The organism is Bacillus chungangensis (assembly GCF_030812995.1).
Lineage (GTDB): Bacteria > Bacillota > Bacilli > Bacillales > Bacillaceae_C > Bacillus_CF > Bacillus_CF chungangensis.
Map to the genome: position 1 here is coordinate 81035 of NZ_JAUSTT010000014.1, position 16234 is coordinate 97268.

15 protein-coding genes are annotated in these 16234 nt (G+C 37.6%); 8 read left to right on the plus strand and 7 right to left on the minus strand.

Translation table 11 applies throughout. The annotated features are described in order from the left end of the window. Window positions 1-370: 370 nt before the first annotated feature. Entirely contained in the window at window positions 371-805 is a 435-nt protein-coding gene (locus J2S08_RS12510; protein ID WP_307229980.1) for a pyridoxamine 5'-phosphate oxidase family protein, read from the minus strand. Between the two features lie 164 nt (window positions 806-969). On the opposite strand from J2S08_RS12510, the gene J2S08_RS12515 reads away from it, so the two are divergent. The 3 genes from J2S08_RS12515 to J2S08_RS12525 all read left to right on the plus strand — a co-directional run bounded on the left by J2S08_RS12515 (window position 970) and on the right by J2S08_RS12525 (window position 3650). Beyond that, window positions 970-1578, plus strand: coding sequence for a GNAT family N-acetyltransferase (locus J2S08_RS12515; RefSeq protein ID WP_307229981.1), 609 nt, complete (start codon window positions 970-972; stop codon window positions 1576-1578). A 112-nt stretch (window positions 1579-1690) separates the two neighbouring features. Beyond that, window positions 1691-2566, plus strand: coding sequence for a GNAT family N-acetyltransferase (locus J2S08_RS12520; protein ID WP_307229983.1), 876 nt, complete (start codon window positions 1691-1693; stop codon window positions 2564-2566). A 67-nt stretch (window positions 2567-2633) separates the two neighbouring features. Next, window positions 2634-3650, plus strand: coding sequence for a zinc-dependent alcohol dehydrogenase family protein (locus tag J2S08_RS12525; RefSeq protein ID WP_307229984.1), 1017 nt, complete (start codon window positions 2634-2636; stop codon window positions 3648-3650). 254 nt (window positions 3651-3904) lie between these two features. On the opposite strand, the gene J2S08_RS12530 is transcribed toward J2S08_RS12525, so the two are convergent. From J2S08_RS12530 to J2S08_RS12555, 6 genes are all read right to left on the minus strand, one after another. After that, the gene (locus J2S08_RS12530) at window positions 3905-5158 is read right to left on the minus strand and encodes an MFS transporter (protein ID WP_307230058.1); all 1254 of its coding nucleotides are present in this window, start codon (window positions 5156-5158) and stop codon (window positions 3905-3907) included. A 311-nt stretch (window positions 5159-5469) separates the two neighbouring features. Further along, on the minus strand, window positions 5470-6438 hold the full coding sequence (locus J2S08_RS12535; protein ID WP_307229986.1) for a metal ABC transporter solute-binding protein, Zn/Mn family: 969 nt from the start codon (window positions 6436-6438) through the stop codon (window positions 5470-5472). A gap of 454 nt (window positions 6439-6892) precedes the next feature. Next, a complete protein-coding gene (locus J2S08_RS12540; RefSeq protein WP_307229988.1) occupies window positions 6893-7219 on the minus strand; it encodes an AzlD domain-containing protein in 327 nt (108 codons plus the stop codon). Then, window positions 7210-7950 carry an AzlC family ABC transporter permease gene (locus tag J2S08_RS12545; RefSeq protein ID WP_307229989.1) on the minus strand — a complete coding sequence of 247 codons (741 nt, stop codon included), beginning with the start codon at window positions 7948-7950 and terminating at the stop codon, window positions 7210-7212. The genes J2S08_RS12540 and J2S08_RS12545 overlap by 10 nt, the downstream gene beginning before the upstream one ends. Window positions 7951-7967: 17 nt before the next feature. Beyond that, window positions 7968-8681: an alanyl-tRNA editing protein gene (locus J2S08_RS12550; RefSeq protein WP_307229991.1), complete on the minus strand. Its 714-nt coding sequence runs from the start codon at window positions 8679-8681 to the stop codon at window positions 7968-7970. A 69-nt stretch (window positions 8682-8750) separates the two neighbouring features. Further along, window positions 8751-9563 carry a TrmB family transcriptional regulator gene (locus J2S08_RS12555; RefSeq protein ID WP_307229994.1) on the minus strand — a complete coding sequence of 271 codons (813 nt, stop codon included), beginning with the start codon at window positions 9561-9563 and terminating at the stop codon, window positions 8751-8753. 208 nt (window positions 9564-9771) lie between these two features. Here J2S08_RS12555 and J2S08_RS12560 point away from each other — a divergent pair, with 208 nt between their 5' ends. The 5 genes from J2S08_RS12560 (at window position 9772) to mprF (ending at window position 16166) form a co-directional block, all read left to right on the plus strand. Next, the gene (locus J2S08_RS12560) at window positions 9772-10869 is read left to right on the plus strand and encodes a nitric oxide synthase oxygenase (RefSeq protein ID WP_307229996.1); all 1098 of its coding nucleotides are present in this window, start codon (window positions 9772-9774) and stop codon (window positions 10867-10869) included. A 199-nt stretch (window positions 10870-11068) separates the two neighbouring features. Next, on the plus strand, window positions 11069-11419 hold the full coding sequence (locus J2S08_RS12565) for an SCP2 sterol-binding domain-containing protein (protein WP_307229997.1): 351 nt from the start codon (window positions 11069-11071) through the stop codon (window positions 11417-11419). A 191-nt stretch (window positions 11420-11610) separates the two neighbouring features. Continuing rightward, entirely contained in the window at window positions 11611-12180 is a 570-nt protein-coding gene (locus J2S08_RS12570; protein WP_307230000.1) for a histidine phosphatase family protein, read from the plus strand. A 161-nt stretch (window positions 12181-12341) separates the two neighbouring features. Continuing rightward, window positions 12342-13208, plus strand: a complete 867-nt coding sequence (locus J2S08_RS12575) for a YitT family protein (RefSeq protein WP_307230002.1) — start codon at window positions 12342-12344, stop codon at window positions 13206-13208. Window positions 13209-13610: 402 nt separating this feature from the next. After that, window positions 13611-16166: a bifunctional lysylphosphatidylglycerol flippase/synthetase MprF gene (gene mprF, locus J2S08_RS12580; protein WP_307230004.1), complete on the plus strand. Its 2556-nt coding sequence runs from the start codon at window positions 13611-13613 to the stop codon at window positions 16164-16166. The last annotated feature ends 68 nt before the right edge of the window (window positions 16167-16234 follow it).

The following is a 16234-nucleotide window of genomic DNA, read 5'->3' on the forward strand; positions in this document are numbered from 1 at the left end:
TATACTGTATATAACGATATACACAGTATATCACCGCTGTTTTTATTGTCAATACAAAATAAAAATACGTTTAATGAATATTTGAACGGAGGTACATGAGAATTAGCTCATCTTAAAGTGGACACTGTTCCCGAGGGGAATGATACAATTTGAAATAAACGTGATTCGTTTAAAATGATAGTGAAAAAAGGAGAACTCCCGCTGCTGTGAAATAGTAGCGGGAGCTTTGACAAGAGATCAGTTTCGTTTATCAGTTTGATTAATAAGGGGGAAAATTGACTAGTATGCAATCATTGCAAACAGGATAAGAAAAAGTCTGACAACAACATCCCAAAGAAACAGGTGAATAAGGCGACCTATAATGAAAGTGTTATATTATTTGATCTAGATCGATTACTTGAGGAGGGAGCCCTTTTTTGTTCAATAGTCGAATTTGCTGCGGCCTAATTTCGAGTACAAGTAAATCAGGATCGTCAGGACCATTGAACCAAGGAGAAACGTGGTCATTCCAAAGCTTTTTTATCATATGATCGCCGCTTGTAACAGTAATATTACCCTCTATTTCTACATAAGCATCCCCATAACCTCCACCTTCATATCCAAGCAAAATATGTGTAAAAGGATTTTGCAAAATCTCCTCTATTTTGTGTGTTTCTGAGTGTGTAATCGTAAAAAGAATCCCATTTTCATAAAAAAAAGTCATGTAGCGGGCATACGGTTTGTTATTTGCTACAGTCGCCATGATTCCAACACGATCAGTGTTCATAATTTCTAGCGCAGTCTCTTGCAGTTGCTGTTGAGTCATTATCATTCCACCTCTTTTAAATAGCTTCTTTACTACTATTCCTATTGTGAGCATTTTCATTCCAATTATGAATGTCTAAAAGGTTTTTATATGGCTTTAGTCGAAAAGTAGTTAGGAGAAGAAACAATAAATATTGTATCATCTCACATGGAGGGACTAACAAATTGAACAATAAAGAAACAGCTGTATTAGAAGGAAAAAAGGTCATTTTAAAATTCATTGAAAAAGAAGATATTCCAATATTGTGGGAGCTGATATATGGAGCAGAAAACCCGGAATGGAAAAAGTGGGATGCTCCTTATTTTCCATTAGAAAGAGTAGACCACAAAACGTATGAAGCAAACATGCTGAAAAGAATGGAAGCAGGGATAGACGATCAAATGCTCATCATCGTTGATAATCATATCATTGGGACTGTTTCATATTATTGGGAGCATCAACCTTCCAATTGGCTAGAAATTGGAATCGTTATTTATTCTCCAACTTATTGGAATGGCGGCTATGGTACAGAAGCGCTGCAAATGTGGACAAATCATTTATTTGAAACACTGCCTATCCCAAGAGTTGGCCTTACCACGTGGTCAGGAAATAAACGGATGATGAAGGTTGGGAAAAAGTTAGGTATGAAGCTTGAGGGCAGGCTGCGTAAATGCCGGTTTTACAATGGTGAATATTATGACTCCATTCGAATGGGTGTATTGCGAGAAGAGTGGTACGGGAAGAGAAGGATAAGTTATAATAACGAGAAAGGCAAATATGACAATCATTTTTAGGAGTAAAGAAGTGAAAAAGCGCTAGATTGATAGTCGTTTTCCTTTTTTTATCGAATAAAACAAGCAAGACAGATGCATTTCTTACTAGTGAACAACATATGGAGGTATTCAGATGGAATTGACAATTAAAAAGCTTTCTGCGTGCAGCTTTGAAGAAGCTGCTAATATTTGGAACAGCGGTTTTGAAGGATATTTTATCGATATTGCGATGACGGCTGATCGTTTTACGTCGCGTATTGGCTTAGAAGGGCTGTCTCCAGCTCTCTCTATCGTAGGATATTTTGGAGATGAACCTGCAGGTATACTCATGAATGGAATAAAGAAAATTGGGAATCAAAAAATAGCATGGAATGGCGGAACAGGTGTTGCTTCTAAGTTTCGGCGACAAGGAGTAGGAAGAGCGCTCATGGAAGCTGCTATTGAGATTTATAAACAGGAAGAAGTCGATATTGCGATGCTGGAAGCTTTTTCGAAAAATGAAAAGGCTATCGCTCTATATGAACAATTAGGATTTGAAGTCGTTGATCAGCTTTTATTTTTAGAACATAAAGATAGCTTTCGAAGTGAACCATTTTACGATAATGGAAATTATACCGTTACTCAATGCTTTACACAGGAGGCAGCTGCTCTTCCTTTTTATCAATCATTGGTGCCGTGGCAAACACAAAGCACAAACATTAAGGATGGACAGGCACTTATTTTAAAAACGGCGCACGGTGAAGCGGTTGGTTATGCACTCTTCAAAAAAGTATATGAGAATGGCAATCTTCGTGGGATCATACTGTATCAATGTCACGTAAAGGACGATGTTGCTGATTCTAAAGCGGCAATCCAGACACTGCTTCATCATGTGTACGGACCTTCTCAGCAAGTATGTAACAGATCGACTTATAATTTAACCGCAAAAAGTAAAGAAGTGGTTGCACTTTTAAAAGATTGCGGCTTTACAACGAGAGCTGAACAAGTCTTTATGGTGAAAAAAATGTAAATCAGTTCTTTGCTTTCATGAAATCAGCTGAATCGTGAATGCTGTCGCCAATATGCTAAAGAGGGTGATGAAAGTAAAAAATCTCGTGCTCCAATATGAAGAATTTGGTGATCCCTTAGAAAGATTAGCATTGCATGAAATGGAGATAACACCTTTACAACCAAATGAAGTATTAGTGAAAATGATTGCTAGTCCCATCAACCCGTCAGACTTAATACCGATCAGAGGCTCATATTCACATCGAATCTCACTTCCTTTTATTGCGGGTTATGAAGGGGTAGGTGTCATTGTCGATGTAGGAAAAAACACTTCAGCTTCACTAATCGGAAAAAGGGCATTGCCTCTAAGAGGTGAAGGAACTTGGCAGCAATTTGTAAAGTCGCCATCAGAATTTGTTATTCAAGTTCCTGACAGTTTCAGTAATGATGTTGCCAGCCAGCTATATATCAATCCACTCACTGCTTGGATCATATGTAGCGAATATTTAGCTTTAAAACCAGGAGATACTTTGTTAATGAATGCTGGCGGTTCTGCTATTGCTCGTTTCTTTACTCAGTTATCAAACATTTTAGGCTTTAGCATCCTATTAGTGATAAGAAATGAAATCCATCGCAATGAATTATATGAGCTAGGTGCGTGGAAAGTTTTCAATTCTTCCACAGCAAATATAAATGAAGCAGTGATGGATGTAACAGGCGGCAAAGGGGTTGATGTTTCCATCGACTCAGTTGGTGGAGAAAGTGGAGAATTGCTAGCAAAATGTTTAAAACAGAATGGGCGTTATCTTAGTCTAGGCCTGCTTTCAGGTATACAAGTAGATTGGGAGAAAATAAACAAAGAATTCGGAATCCCTCCAGATTTATTTTCTCTACGGAGGTGGAACCAACTTGCTTCTACTTCAAGGTGGCATCAAAAATTTACTGAGATCATCGATCTAATATTAAAAGAGAATATTAAACTAGCAAAGATTAACGGAAAATATAAATTTAAAGATTTTAAACATGCGTTACATCATACACAAATTCCTGGAAACAAGGGAAAAGTGCTGTTAACCCATGATCTTAACGATATACGACAGCAATAGAAAAAGGGGAGCTACTGAAGCTCCTCTCACTCTTTAGATGACATTTATTTCAAATAACCAATTGGCATCAATATCATCGTTTTGGGATAGTAAAATGAATGATTGTGAGTTATCTAGAAAAATGATGTTAGTAGAGATAGAGTAAATGGATGAGGACTTTTCGAATGATGTGATTTATGTTGTAGGCAATGTCTAGTGAAATCTTGATATTTTGTAGTTTCAACGGTTTTTTCTAGTATTGAAAATAATGGTATTTAACCGATTTCCTCTTGCCTATTTATAGATGATCTTTTTTCCATCCTCTCTGTTTTGTTCAACCAAATCGGGCCAATAGCTATAAAAACTGCTAGTAAAAGAAATGGGATTGTATAACTGCCTGTTATATCAACAATAAACCCGAATGTGGCAGGAGCCGCTACAATAAAAAGCTGATTTAACGTCAATGCGACGCTAACTGTTAAAGCGATCATCTCTGTGTGCGCTTTTTCAGAAACCATGACGATAAATAAGCTAAACCACCCCATCCCTAAAAATCCAAAGATAAAACATAATGATCCTATGAAAATGTCATTTGATCCATGAGGTGTTAGAATGAAAGCAACAATGGTGATGACAGTTGCATAAATGGCAAGCTGCAAAGGCTTGCTTCGATTTCCCCGAAAAAGATGATCGCTTATCCATGACAAAACGATTCTCCCCAACATTCCGCCTATTAGAGCAATACTTAATAAAATTCCCGATTGACTAAGTCCGATGTGAAGTCCTTTATTTAGATAACTCATTAAGTGCGCAACAATGATTAATTGAACAGAAATCATACTAATGCCTATGTAGAATACTGGGTATAACGATGGGGTATTCTGGATGATTTTTATCTTTTCTTTTAGAGTGGTAGTTTTTCTTTTATTTTCGCTTCTGTTTATATCTTTATAGCATAATAGAAAAATGATACCTCCAATAATGGAAACAAGTCCTTGCATCAGAATGGCGCTATGCAATCCATGATGATAAAAGATGAAGGGTAAAACAATCGATGCTGCCGCTCCTCCTAATGGAATTCCTGTTTGCCGAATTCCCATTGCAAGCCCTCTATTTTTGTTAGGGAACCATTTCACAATTGCACTGCTTCCGCCAGGCTGAGCAGTTCCATACCAGATTCCTACAAAGAGCAAAATGATTAATAATGCACCGAAGCTATCCCAAAAATAAGCTAACGTAATACTCAATCCTAACAAAATGGCGCCGAGCCCTACTGTCCACCTTTCTCCGTATTTATCCATTAAATCTCCAAAAAAAATCATTGAAAAGATCGGGCCTATGTTCACTGCTGAAACAATTAAACCAGTTTCTAATTGAGATAAATGGAATTCACTTTGATAAAAGGTTGCTAAAGGGCCCATTCCATACGTTACAAAAGTTGCGCAAGCTTGGGCAAAGGTTGCAATGAATAAAATAAACCATTTATATGTTCCGCGATCTGTTAACGTACGCACCAAATCACCTGCCATTATTTTATACATGAACTATATTAACATATATCTAAGTTTTTAGAATTTGATTCACGAGACAACCCCGTCTGATTTTAGTCGGATTCAGATCATTAGGTTGTTTATAAAAACGAGCAGGTTATCAGCTTTATAATCTACTGAAAGTAGCTGATATCAGCCAACTGCAGTATATAAACATACAAAAACAGATGGAGAAAAAACGATTCATTTTTCTCCATCTGAAAGAATTGTTAGAAAACGCTATTTTTCGTTGTAGCATATGGGACAGAGACCATTCAATTATCACAAGTCTTATAATCACCTTCAAGCAATTATTGCAAAGCTTTTTGCAGCGTTTCGATATTTTCGTTCATTAAATCAAAATAATCTTTGTTTTCCTTTTTATCTTCTTCTGATTGGGAAGAAAGATGGTGCATACGAAGGATTTCAGCGCCAATTTCTTTTTTTACGATATCGGCAATTTTTGGTGTTGCAAAAGTCTCAAAAATAATGTAATTTAACTCGTGTTCTTTTGCAATTTCAATGATTTCAGCTAATTTTTTCTGGCTTGGCTCGTTCGTTGGTGATAATCCCGTTACACTTATTTGTTTTATTCCGTACCGTTTTTCCCAATAGCCATATGCTTCATGTGCTACTAGTATTTCTTTTTTTTGTCCATGCTCCACAGTTTCTCTGAATTTGTTATCGAGCTCTTCAAATTGTTTTTTGATCGCTGCATAATTTTTCTTAAAATCTTCCTCTGCATCTGGCTTTAGTTCAATAAGCGCTTCTTTTATCAAATTCGCTTGGTGCATCGCCAAAACAGGATCAAGCCAAACATGAGGATCGACATTGTGATGGTGATGACCTTCTTCTCCATGATCATGATCGTGCCCATCCTCGTTCTCTTCCTCGTGTTCGTGCGAATGGTCGATTAGGGAGATTCCTTCTGTTGATTCGACGATTTTGACATTCTCTTTTGAAAGCGTGTCTGTTAGTTTATTTGTAAAGGACTCCATTCCTGCGCCGTTATAGATAAAAAGATCAGAATTAGCGATTTTTAAAATGACTTTTTGTGTAGGCTCATACGTATGAGCATCCGCGCCAGGCGGATAAATGGAAGCAACTTCAACATGCTCGCCTCCAATTTTTTTTGCAAAGTCCTCTAATGGATAAATGGTTGTGTAGACAGTGAGCTTTTCTTTTTCAGTAGTAGCAGGGCTTTTCGATGATGAAGAACAGCCGGCTGCAAAAGCAGATAAAATTAAAAGGATGATGAGATATAGCCTTGCTTTTTTCAAGTTTTTTCTCCCCTTTTCAACGTAAATAAGAATGATGCCGATTTAGTTTTCGTTAAAACGTAATAGTTACGATTTAGAATTATACAGGTATTTGTTTAGATTAGCAAGTATTTTTTAATGATGATTTTTTTTAGAATATGTGAACAAGTTAGGGGATAGAAGCAATACTTTCGAACAACTTGTCATTGAAATGGTCATTAGCTATTAGTATTGCACGTAAACAAACGTTTGATTAGATACCTTTTTTGAAAAAAGCCACTACTGAAAACTGGTTTGACACTTAAAAAGTGCTATATAGTGACGATTAGTCTAAGCATACAGAGGGGGAATGGTCAGTATTCAACTGACAAAAAAAATGAACTGATGATTTACATTCAATTTAAAATTAAAGCCCGTAAAGTTTTCATCACGAGCGATGATACTTTACGGGCTTGGCTTTTTTTAAAAAAACACTTTAAAAAATAAAACGCAAGAGCATCATGGAAAGAATGCCGACGATAACAGTTCCTAGTAAACTGCGAGTGAATATGGCAACGAGGATAGTAGGAATTGCGGCGAGTAGACGCAGATTGCCGTAAAAGTAGCCGAATTCTTCTGTAGGAATTAGGAGTTCCTGTGCTAATAAAGCAGCCATAATGGCTACGGGAATATGCTTCAGCCAATTCACTACCCAATCAGGCAGATCGACTTTGCTTAGGACCGCTAATGGCAGTACTCGTGGAAGCATTGTTACAATGGCTCCCCCGAAGATAATAAGTAGAACCGTCATGTTTAATTCCATTTTTTCATCACCGTCCCTAAGGTAGCTGCAAGGATGCAAGCGAAAAGGATATCAATTCCTTTTGGAAGCAAAAAACTAGCTCCGATAGTAAAGAGGATTGCACAGCCTGCAACGAAAAGATTGATTGCTAGTTTAGAGCGGACAGCCATTTGCAATACTAACAGACCTACAAACATTGCTGGCAGGGCAAAATCAAGACCAAAAGCTTCAGGATTTGTGATCCAATTGCCAAAATAGGCTCCAGCCAGATTGGCTACCAGCCAATTAAGATAAGCTGTTACATTTAATCCTAGCAACCAGCTATATGTTGCTTGTTTGCCGCTTGCCAAGTGATTTGATGCAACCCCAAACGTTTCATCCGTTAGCAAGAAACCGTTTATCATATTTTGCCAAGTTGGGAAACGGCGAAAATGTGGGGCAAGGGCTGCGCTTAATAGGAAATGTCTTAAATTCACAATAAATATCGTTAGAATAATAGATAAAACAGGTGCACCGGAGGCGAACATGCCTGCTGCAATAAATTGAGCGGAACCAGCATATAGAAATAAAGACATCATCGCTATTTCTAATATACTTAATCCAGCTGTATTTTGTACGACCCCAGCTGCAAAGCCGATGCTTAAATAGCCTAATAATGTGGGAACGCAATCCTTCACGCCTTGCAGCAATTGATTTTCTTCCTGTAACGAGCCATCTTCTTGCTTTATTACAATACTGCTTTCTCTTTTCATTTTCGTGCTCCATTTCTTTAGGTTAGCGTAACTTCAAATCGTTTATTGTTTTTTCCTTTGCTGCTTACTTTTTCTAAGCTCATGTTGCCGATTTCATTCGTATTTGAAACATGTGTACCGCCGCAAGCTTGTTCATCAATAGATGAAATCGTAATTAAACGAACAGTGGCAATTGATGCTGGAAGGAGGTTGACCATTGTCTTTATTAATCCTGAGCTATTTTCAGCTTCCTCTCTTGAAACAAATCGCGATGTGATCGGGTGATGCTCATTTAAAATCTGATTCGTTTCGTTCACAATACTTTCTAATTGTTCTTTCGTTAAATCCTCCAGGTGATTAAAGTCAATTCTTGCCCGATTAGGATAAATTTTGTTTCCAGTACAAAGTGCACCATATTTTTTATAAACAATTGCGCCCAGCACATGAAGCAAAGAATGATGTCTCATTAATCCTTTTCTTCTTTCCCAGTCAATTTTTGTAGTCACTTTTCCAAGCTGCAGACAATGAGCATTTTTGACGTAATGTGCGATGTTTCCTTTTTCTTTTTTTACTTCGTACACTTTAAACGCTTCGTTTGCTTGGATAAGATAACCAGTATCGTGCTCTTGGCCTCCTCCTGTAGGGTAGAAAACAGTTTGATCTAAAATAACTTTATCTCCATCGATTTTTTGCACAGTACTTTCACATGTTGTTAAATAGCTATCTTCCAAATAGAGTTCCTTCGTACTCATATTTTCAACTCCCTTTAGGTGTTATGATCCTAACTACTATAAATCTTGCGAAGAAAATACGGCTCTCATTCATTGCTTGAACCGTTTTCCTGTGACGACGTGTAATAAATCTTTTTTATTTCTCCAAAGGGCATCTAGCTTATCTGAGCCGAATTCCTTCGTTATTTCTTCGATCATAATATCATGGCGTATATATTCAGTTGCCACAAGCACAAGTGCCGGATCGCTCGTTTTTACCGCCCAAGGAGCTGTACTCTCGGAAAAGTTTGCAATAAGTACCTCTGTATTATCGCGAACAATCACTGTTAAATGCCCGCCCATCCGTTCTTCTACGACATCTGGTGTCATGTAGTTATGATGATAAGTAAAACCTAATTGCGTTTTAGGCGCTCCAAAAAGGATGGTAAAAATGGGAATTCCCTTTTCTGTTTGGGCATCAATGGCTTTTTTAATAAATTGAACTTGCGGTTCCCAAATAGATAGCCATATTTCTTTTTTTGCCTTTTGAACGATGCTGACCATTTCATTTAGAACTAGCTGCTCACTATGAATGCGGAAAATGACGTCTGCTTCACGTTCTGTTTCTAAAACAGATAATTCTTTTTCTAAAAAATCAAAGGAACTTTCAAAATCTTTTCTTAATCGTTCCATTAATTCTTTAGCTGGAACAGGTGAATATTTTACCGGATCTGATGGGATCGTATAAATTGCTCCCTTATCCAGCAATTTTCCTAACACTTCATAAATCATTGATCTCGGTACACCAGTTCGTTTGCTGATTTCATAGCCTGTTACTTGGGAATGCTTTAGCAGTCCTATATAGGCTTTACATTCGTATTGGGAGAAACCTAATTTTTGCAACTCTGTATAAATATGATCCATGAAACAACTTCTCTCTTTAGTCGTTATAGTATTAACTACTATTAACATATTCTTTATTGTTTTGTCAAGCGCTAAAAAGGATTTTTTGTGTAAAGATTCTATATAGTTTGGGCAGATTGCGAAAACGTTCAAACTTTACTGACAAGTATGGTCCTTGCAAGTGTTATACTGCGCATAGCAGATAGGTGTTTGGGCAGGGGGAATTTTTGTGAACAAAAAAGAGATACTTATTCAAGAAGCAGAGGTGTTTCTTTACCAATGCTATGATGAATTGGGAAAAACAAAGGAAGAAGCAAGAGAACGAGCTGCAAATATAAAAAAGGAAATTACAGAAACAGGAACATATGAACATACATATGAAGAACTAGCCCATGGAGCAAAGATGGCCTGGCGTCATCACAACCGCTGCATTAGCAGACTTTTTTGGGATACGCTGCATGTATTTGACGCTAGGCATGTACAGACGCCAGAAGCTATCTTTCAAGCGCTTTTACATCATATTGACTATGCAACAAATAACGGAAAGATTCGTTCAACCATTACGGTGTTTCCGCCGCAGGTTAATGGAGAAGATCAGATGCGCATTTGGAATCATCAATTAATCCGATATGCCGGCTATAAGAAGGGTGATCAGGTTGTTGGCGATGCAGCATCTATTCATTTCACACAAGTTTGCGAACAGCTTGGCTGGGAAGGAGAGGGAACAAATTTTGACGTACTGCCCCTCGTTATCCAACTAAAAGACCAGCCGTCGCAATTACGGGAGATTCCACGTGAATCCATATTGGAAGTGCCTATCCACCACCCAGAAATCAGTGCATTTTCTGATTTAAACATCAAGTGGTATGGCGTGCCGATTATTGCTGATATGAAATTAGAGATAGGAGGAATCCACTATCCGATGGCGCCTTTTAACGGCTGGTATATGGGAACGGAAATTGGCGCCAGAAATTTGGCTGATGAAGATCGCTATCATTTATTGCCTCGCATGGCTGCCTTAATGGGTCTTGAAAATCAAAGTAATCGTACACTTTGGAAAGATAAAGCCTTGGTCGAACTTAATGTTGCTGTTCTTCATTCTTATCAAAAGGCAGGAGTTGCGATTGTCGATCACCATACTGCTGCTCAACAATTTAAGCGCTTTGAAAAAAATGAAAAAAGAAGTGGGAGAGAAGTGACTGGCAACTGGGCCTGGCTTATTCCGCCGCTTTCACCAGCGGCGACTCACATTTATCATCAGCCTTATCAAAATAAAGTAAGGAAGCCGAATTTTTTTTATCAAAAAGCGCCATATGGCGAGTCATAAAAGTCGAAGTGAAAACTTCGACTTCTTCTGTATGTGGGATGTAGGAAAACACTGATGGAAGTTTCACTTTTTAGATTGTCAACTTTCTTGCTTTTAAGCATTTTTCTCAATTGCCGTTTTTTTTAACATTTATTGTCTGAAATTTCTAAAACGTGTATAATGAATGATGATTCATTTTTAGAGAAAGGGGATTGTAAAAATGATTAATCTTGAAGCGGCAACGATTTCGGAAATTTGGAGTGAGATTGAAAAGGTCATGAATGAAAACCCAGCGCCATTTAAAGATTTGAATGTCGTGTATCAGTTTGATATAAACGGCGATGACGGGGGGACTTACCAATTAAGCTTGCTTGATGGAAAAGCAACAGTAAGCGAGGCGGCTCGTTTGGAGCCTAAATGCACACTAGAAATGAAAGAGGCTGATTTTAAGAAGCTATTAAAGGGAAAATTAAATAGTACTGCTGCTTATATGATGGGAAAGCTCAAAGTCAAAGGGAGTTTAGGGCTTGCGCTCAAGATGGAAGGCTTATTGAAACAGTATCATTTTTAATAAAACCCCGGCGTCCTCTTGCAAAAAGAGCGGCGCCATTTTTTAGTAGCATCGCATCATTTTTAACAAATAGAAGATGTACTCTGCGCTAAGGTAATGGAATTAAAATAAAAAGAAATAATATGCTACAATAAGACGAACAATGTCTTTTTGCAAAAACGGGCAGCAAGGATAAAAAAGGAGCGGTATTGATGTTTATATGCATGGTCAGACATGGAGAAACAGATTGGAATGCTGCTAAGAAACTACAGGGACAGACGGATATTCCATTGAATGATCGCGGAAGACAGCAGGCAAGAGAAGCTGGTCTGTATTTAAAAAATCAATCTTGGGATATTGTGATTACAAGTCCATTATCAAGAGCAATGGAAACGGCTAATATTATTTGCGAACAATTAGGGCCTATTCAACAAGAAGTAATGCCAGCTTTTGCAGAAAGATATTTTGGCAAGGCAGAGGGGCTTACAAAAGAGGAGCGATATCGTCTTTATCCAGCTAGTGCCGATCTTGGGGAAGAAGACTGGGAACAGTTTAAAACCCGTATTATGAATGGTTTATCTCAAATTAAAGATAAATATAATACGCAAAGAGTGCTTCTTATTGCTCATGGAGCCGTAATCAATGCGATTTTGTCTACTTTGACAAATGGAAAAATTGGTACTGGCAAAACGAGATTAATGAATGCATGCCTCAGTAATTTACAGTGTGAAAATGAGCAATGGCATGTTCAAAACTATAATGAAACGAGCCATTTGTCGTAAAGTTGAAAAATAAAAATTAGCATCAATAATTTATTTGCTGGTTCTTAAAGTAAATAAATTGTTGATTAATACACAAGCTTGTTGAAGTAGGGGAGATGACGCTCCCCTGCTTCTTTTGTTAGAATAGGAAAGGTGGTGAAAAGAAAGGATAGGGATTTAATATGGAAAGAATGACATCTAAGAAAAAGCTGATAATGGAATTTATTCAAATTATTATTGGTGCTTCATTGGTTGGATTAGCATATAATATATTTCTGCTGCCATCTCGGCTGGCTGCAGGTGGAATATCAGGAGTTAGTACGATTCTTTATGAACTGTATCAGCTAAATCCGGCATATGTTCAGTGGCTGATTAATATTCCTTTGTTTATCATTGGTTTTATCCTGCTTGGGAAAGACTTTAGTATAAAAACGCTTGTTGGAACATTCTTTGTGCCATTTACGATTTGGCTAACAAGTGACATAAATATTGGAATCGATAATCCGCTGCTTAGTGCTATTTATGGGGGAATTATGCTGGGAATTGGATTAGGAATTGTATATCGAGGGAACGGTTCTACCGGTGGAACGGCAGCGATTGCTCAAATATTAAAGAAATATACAGGGATATCAAGCGGGTTTGCACAGCTCCTTGTCGATGGTCTGGTCGTTATATCATCGGCCATTGTGTTTAATTTAGAATTGACTTTATACGCAATGATGTCAATCTACGTAACGAGTAAAGTAATTGACTTTGTGCAACTTCAGACGTCTCCAACAAAATTAGTATTCATTATTACCGAAAAAGAAGCGATAGTGCAAGGGATTATCCGTGATGAAATTAATAGAGGCCTAACGAAGGTGAAATCTTTAGGAGGCTACTCTAATTTAGAAAGAACGATTATATTGTGTGTCGTTGAGCAGTCGGAAGCTGTCTATTTAAAAAAAGTGCTCCAAGAAAAAGAACCAACATCTTTTGTTATCTTCCTTAACGCTTCAGAAATATTAGGACGCGGTTTTTCAAAAGAAAAAATAGAGGGGCATTTATAAGGAAGCGATTAGATAGGATGATGATGCACCATGAATAATGAGTTTTATGGGTGCAGTAAGGTTTTTTTCAATGAATCATGGCTATTTTTAGTTTTTGTTCATATAAAAGGTATCAATAGAAGTTATGGCCATACAGGCAGAAAGCACTTTTATTTCTTACGGACTATGTATAAAATGAATAAAGGCATCTTTTTTATTTATGATGCATACGTCTTACTTGCTGCAAAATGAAAGAATGTTTTCTCTGGAAGCTTATCTTTCACTTCTTATAGATAAGCCAAAAGTCCCTAAAACGAAAGAATCATAACGATATCGATAAGTAACTTACCTTTTTTACCTGCTTGGGGGCTGGCGGGTTCTTTCATTTTGTAGACAATTGGCAAGCAAGAAAGGACAAACATAATGAAAGCAGGAAAATATAGACGCTTAAAAACAAGTGCAAAAGTATTGATATCGCTCGCTGTTTTAGCCTTTGTTTATATACATGCAAAAAAAGAGCTGGCTAATGTTTCGATTAAAGATGCCATTCAATTGTTTAAATCGCTCTCCACCTTTGAAGTGGCAACATCGATTTTTTTAGGGCTGTTAGCTGTCTCTATCTTATATTTTTATGATTTTTTTCTTGTCCGTTCGATGAAGCTTCCATTGTCTAAATGGAAGGTGTTTCGGGTATCGTGGATGGCGAATACATTAAATGGGATCTTGGGTTTCGGCGGCATTATCGGTGCCGGCTTGCGCGTAATGATATACAAACAGCATGCAGAAGAGCCGAAAAAGGTAGTCCCAAGTGTTGCTATGATGGTTTTTTCCATGTTAAGTGGTCTATCTTTCTTAGCTATTTTAGTATTGGTTGGTTTCTTTTCAGCGGAAGCGATTTTAACGGAAAAACGCTGGCTTTATATTGCTTTAATTGGGGTCGCTGCTTTTCTGCCGTTTTATCTCTATACGACAACGAGGCGAAAAATAGCAAGTGATGATAAATGGCTGGGATTTAAATTTACTGGTGTATCGATTGTTGAATGGCTAGCAGCTGGCGGGGTTGCCTATTATACGCTCTACTTATTAGGCCAGGATGTTCCGATTTTAGCGGTTTTAGGCATTTTTATTATTTCTGCTATTGCGGGATTAATCAGTATGATTCCTGGAGGATTTGGTACTTTTGATTTAATGTATTTAATTGGACTTACCTCTCTTGGCTTAGCGGAGGAGAGTGTTTTATCTAGCTTATTTTTATATCGAATGGTATATTACTTTATTCCTTTTGGACTAGGGCTCGTTTTTTCGATTATTGAATTTGGAGAAGATGCACTGCGTCGCTTTGAAGATAAGCCGATCATTGGACCAGCGATTGAAACCTCTAATGTGCTGTTTACCTTACAAAAAAAATGGCTGCACAAGATTCCGTTTTTATCGATTAGCTTTCTAGTAGCGATAACAGCAAGTTATTTCTTTCTTTATGGCATTAGTGCTTTTCACTATGATACTTCGTTGTTTTCATTGAAGGCGACGATGCTATTAACCTTATTTGCGGATGCAGCGATTGTGGCATTTTCTATCTTATTAATGTTAAATGTGAAACCGATTATTCATGAAACACAGCGCGCTTTTTATATCGCAATGGCTTCTCTTATTACGCTGGCTGTGCTTATTTTGTTCAATGATGGGAGCGTCATTGAGCTTTTATGGCTAATGATTACATTTTTTGTTTTGTTTCGTATGAAGAAGAAACTCCGGCGTGTGCGCCGTGTTTTCACACCGATTCCGGTTATCTTCAGCAGTTTATTTGTAATGGGCTTGTATTACTTATACTATCTTGCTGTAACGTATGAAATTATTTATTTTGAAGAAGTAAGAATTTTTTATTCGAAAAAAATATTTTTCGGCACCTTTTTGACAAGCATGCTTATCTTTGCAGTTGCAGGGGTCCTGCTTTTAAAGCATTTCAAACGCAGGTACAGGGAGTCGATGGAAATGGATGTTTCAATTGAAAAAATCCAAGAACTTCTGGACACTTATGGCGGAACGTATTTAAGTCATCTCGCTTTTGCCGGTGAATTAAAATTTTTCCTCAGCTCAGATGAAAAAGCAGTTCTGCAATTTTCCACAGTTCAGCAAAAGATTGTCGTGTTAGGAGATCCAATGGGCGAAAAAACTTCATTCTATCTACTGCTGGATGAAGTTTATGCAAAAGCTGATCGATTAGGTTACGATGTTATTTTTTACCAAACGCAGGAATCTTTCATGCCTATGTATCATGATTTCGGTAATATGTTTTTTAAGCTTGGAGAGGAAGCGCTTGTTGATCTTACTACTTTCTCGCTATCGGGAAAGAAACGAGCAAATTTAAGAGCAACCGTCAATCGCTTTGCACGCGAAGGCTACACTTTTGAAGTGGTCAATGGAGACATTCGTGAAGATGTTTGGCAGCAAATGAAGTCGATCTCGAAACAATGGCTTGGGAAGAAACGGGAAAAAAGCTTTTCTGTTGGTTCTTTAGATCAAAATTATCTTTCAAAAGCACCGATAGCTTTCATGAAAAATCAAGAAGGAAAAATTGTCGCCTTTTCTTCGATTATGCCAGTTTATAAACCTGGATATCTCTCGATTGATTTAATGCGTTATACGCCAAATTGTCCAAGTGGATTAATGGATGCCTTATTTATCAATCTTTTTCAATGGGCGAAGGAGAAGGGCTATCATACTTTTAATATTGGGATGGCGCCGCTTTCACAAGTAGGAAAAGCAGACACTTCTTTTTTCCGAGAACGGATTGCTGCTATCGTATATGAAAATATTCAATATATCTATCGATTTTCGGGACTGCGCCGTTTTAAAGAAAAATATCATCCTAGATGGGAAGCACGCTATATGGTGTATCGAAAATACCGCAGTCTACCGCTCAAGATGCTCTACGTTGGAAAGCTGATCAATCGTCCGAAGCGAAAAAAGCAACAGTGATCATAAAAACCTTCATGAGACAGGAAGCAATTCCTGCTCACGAAGGTTTTTTCGCTAGAAATAAAGAC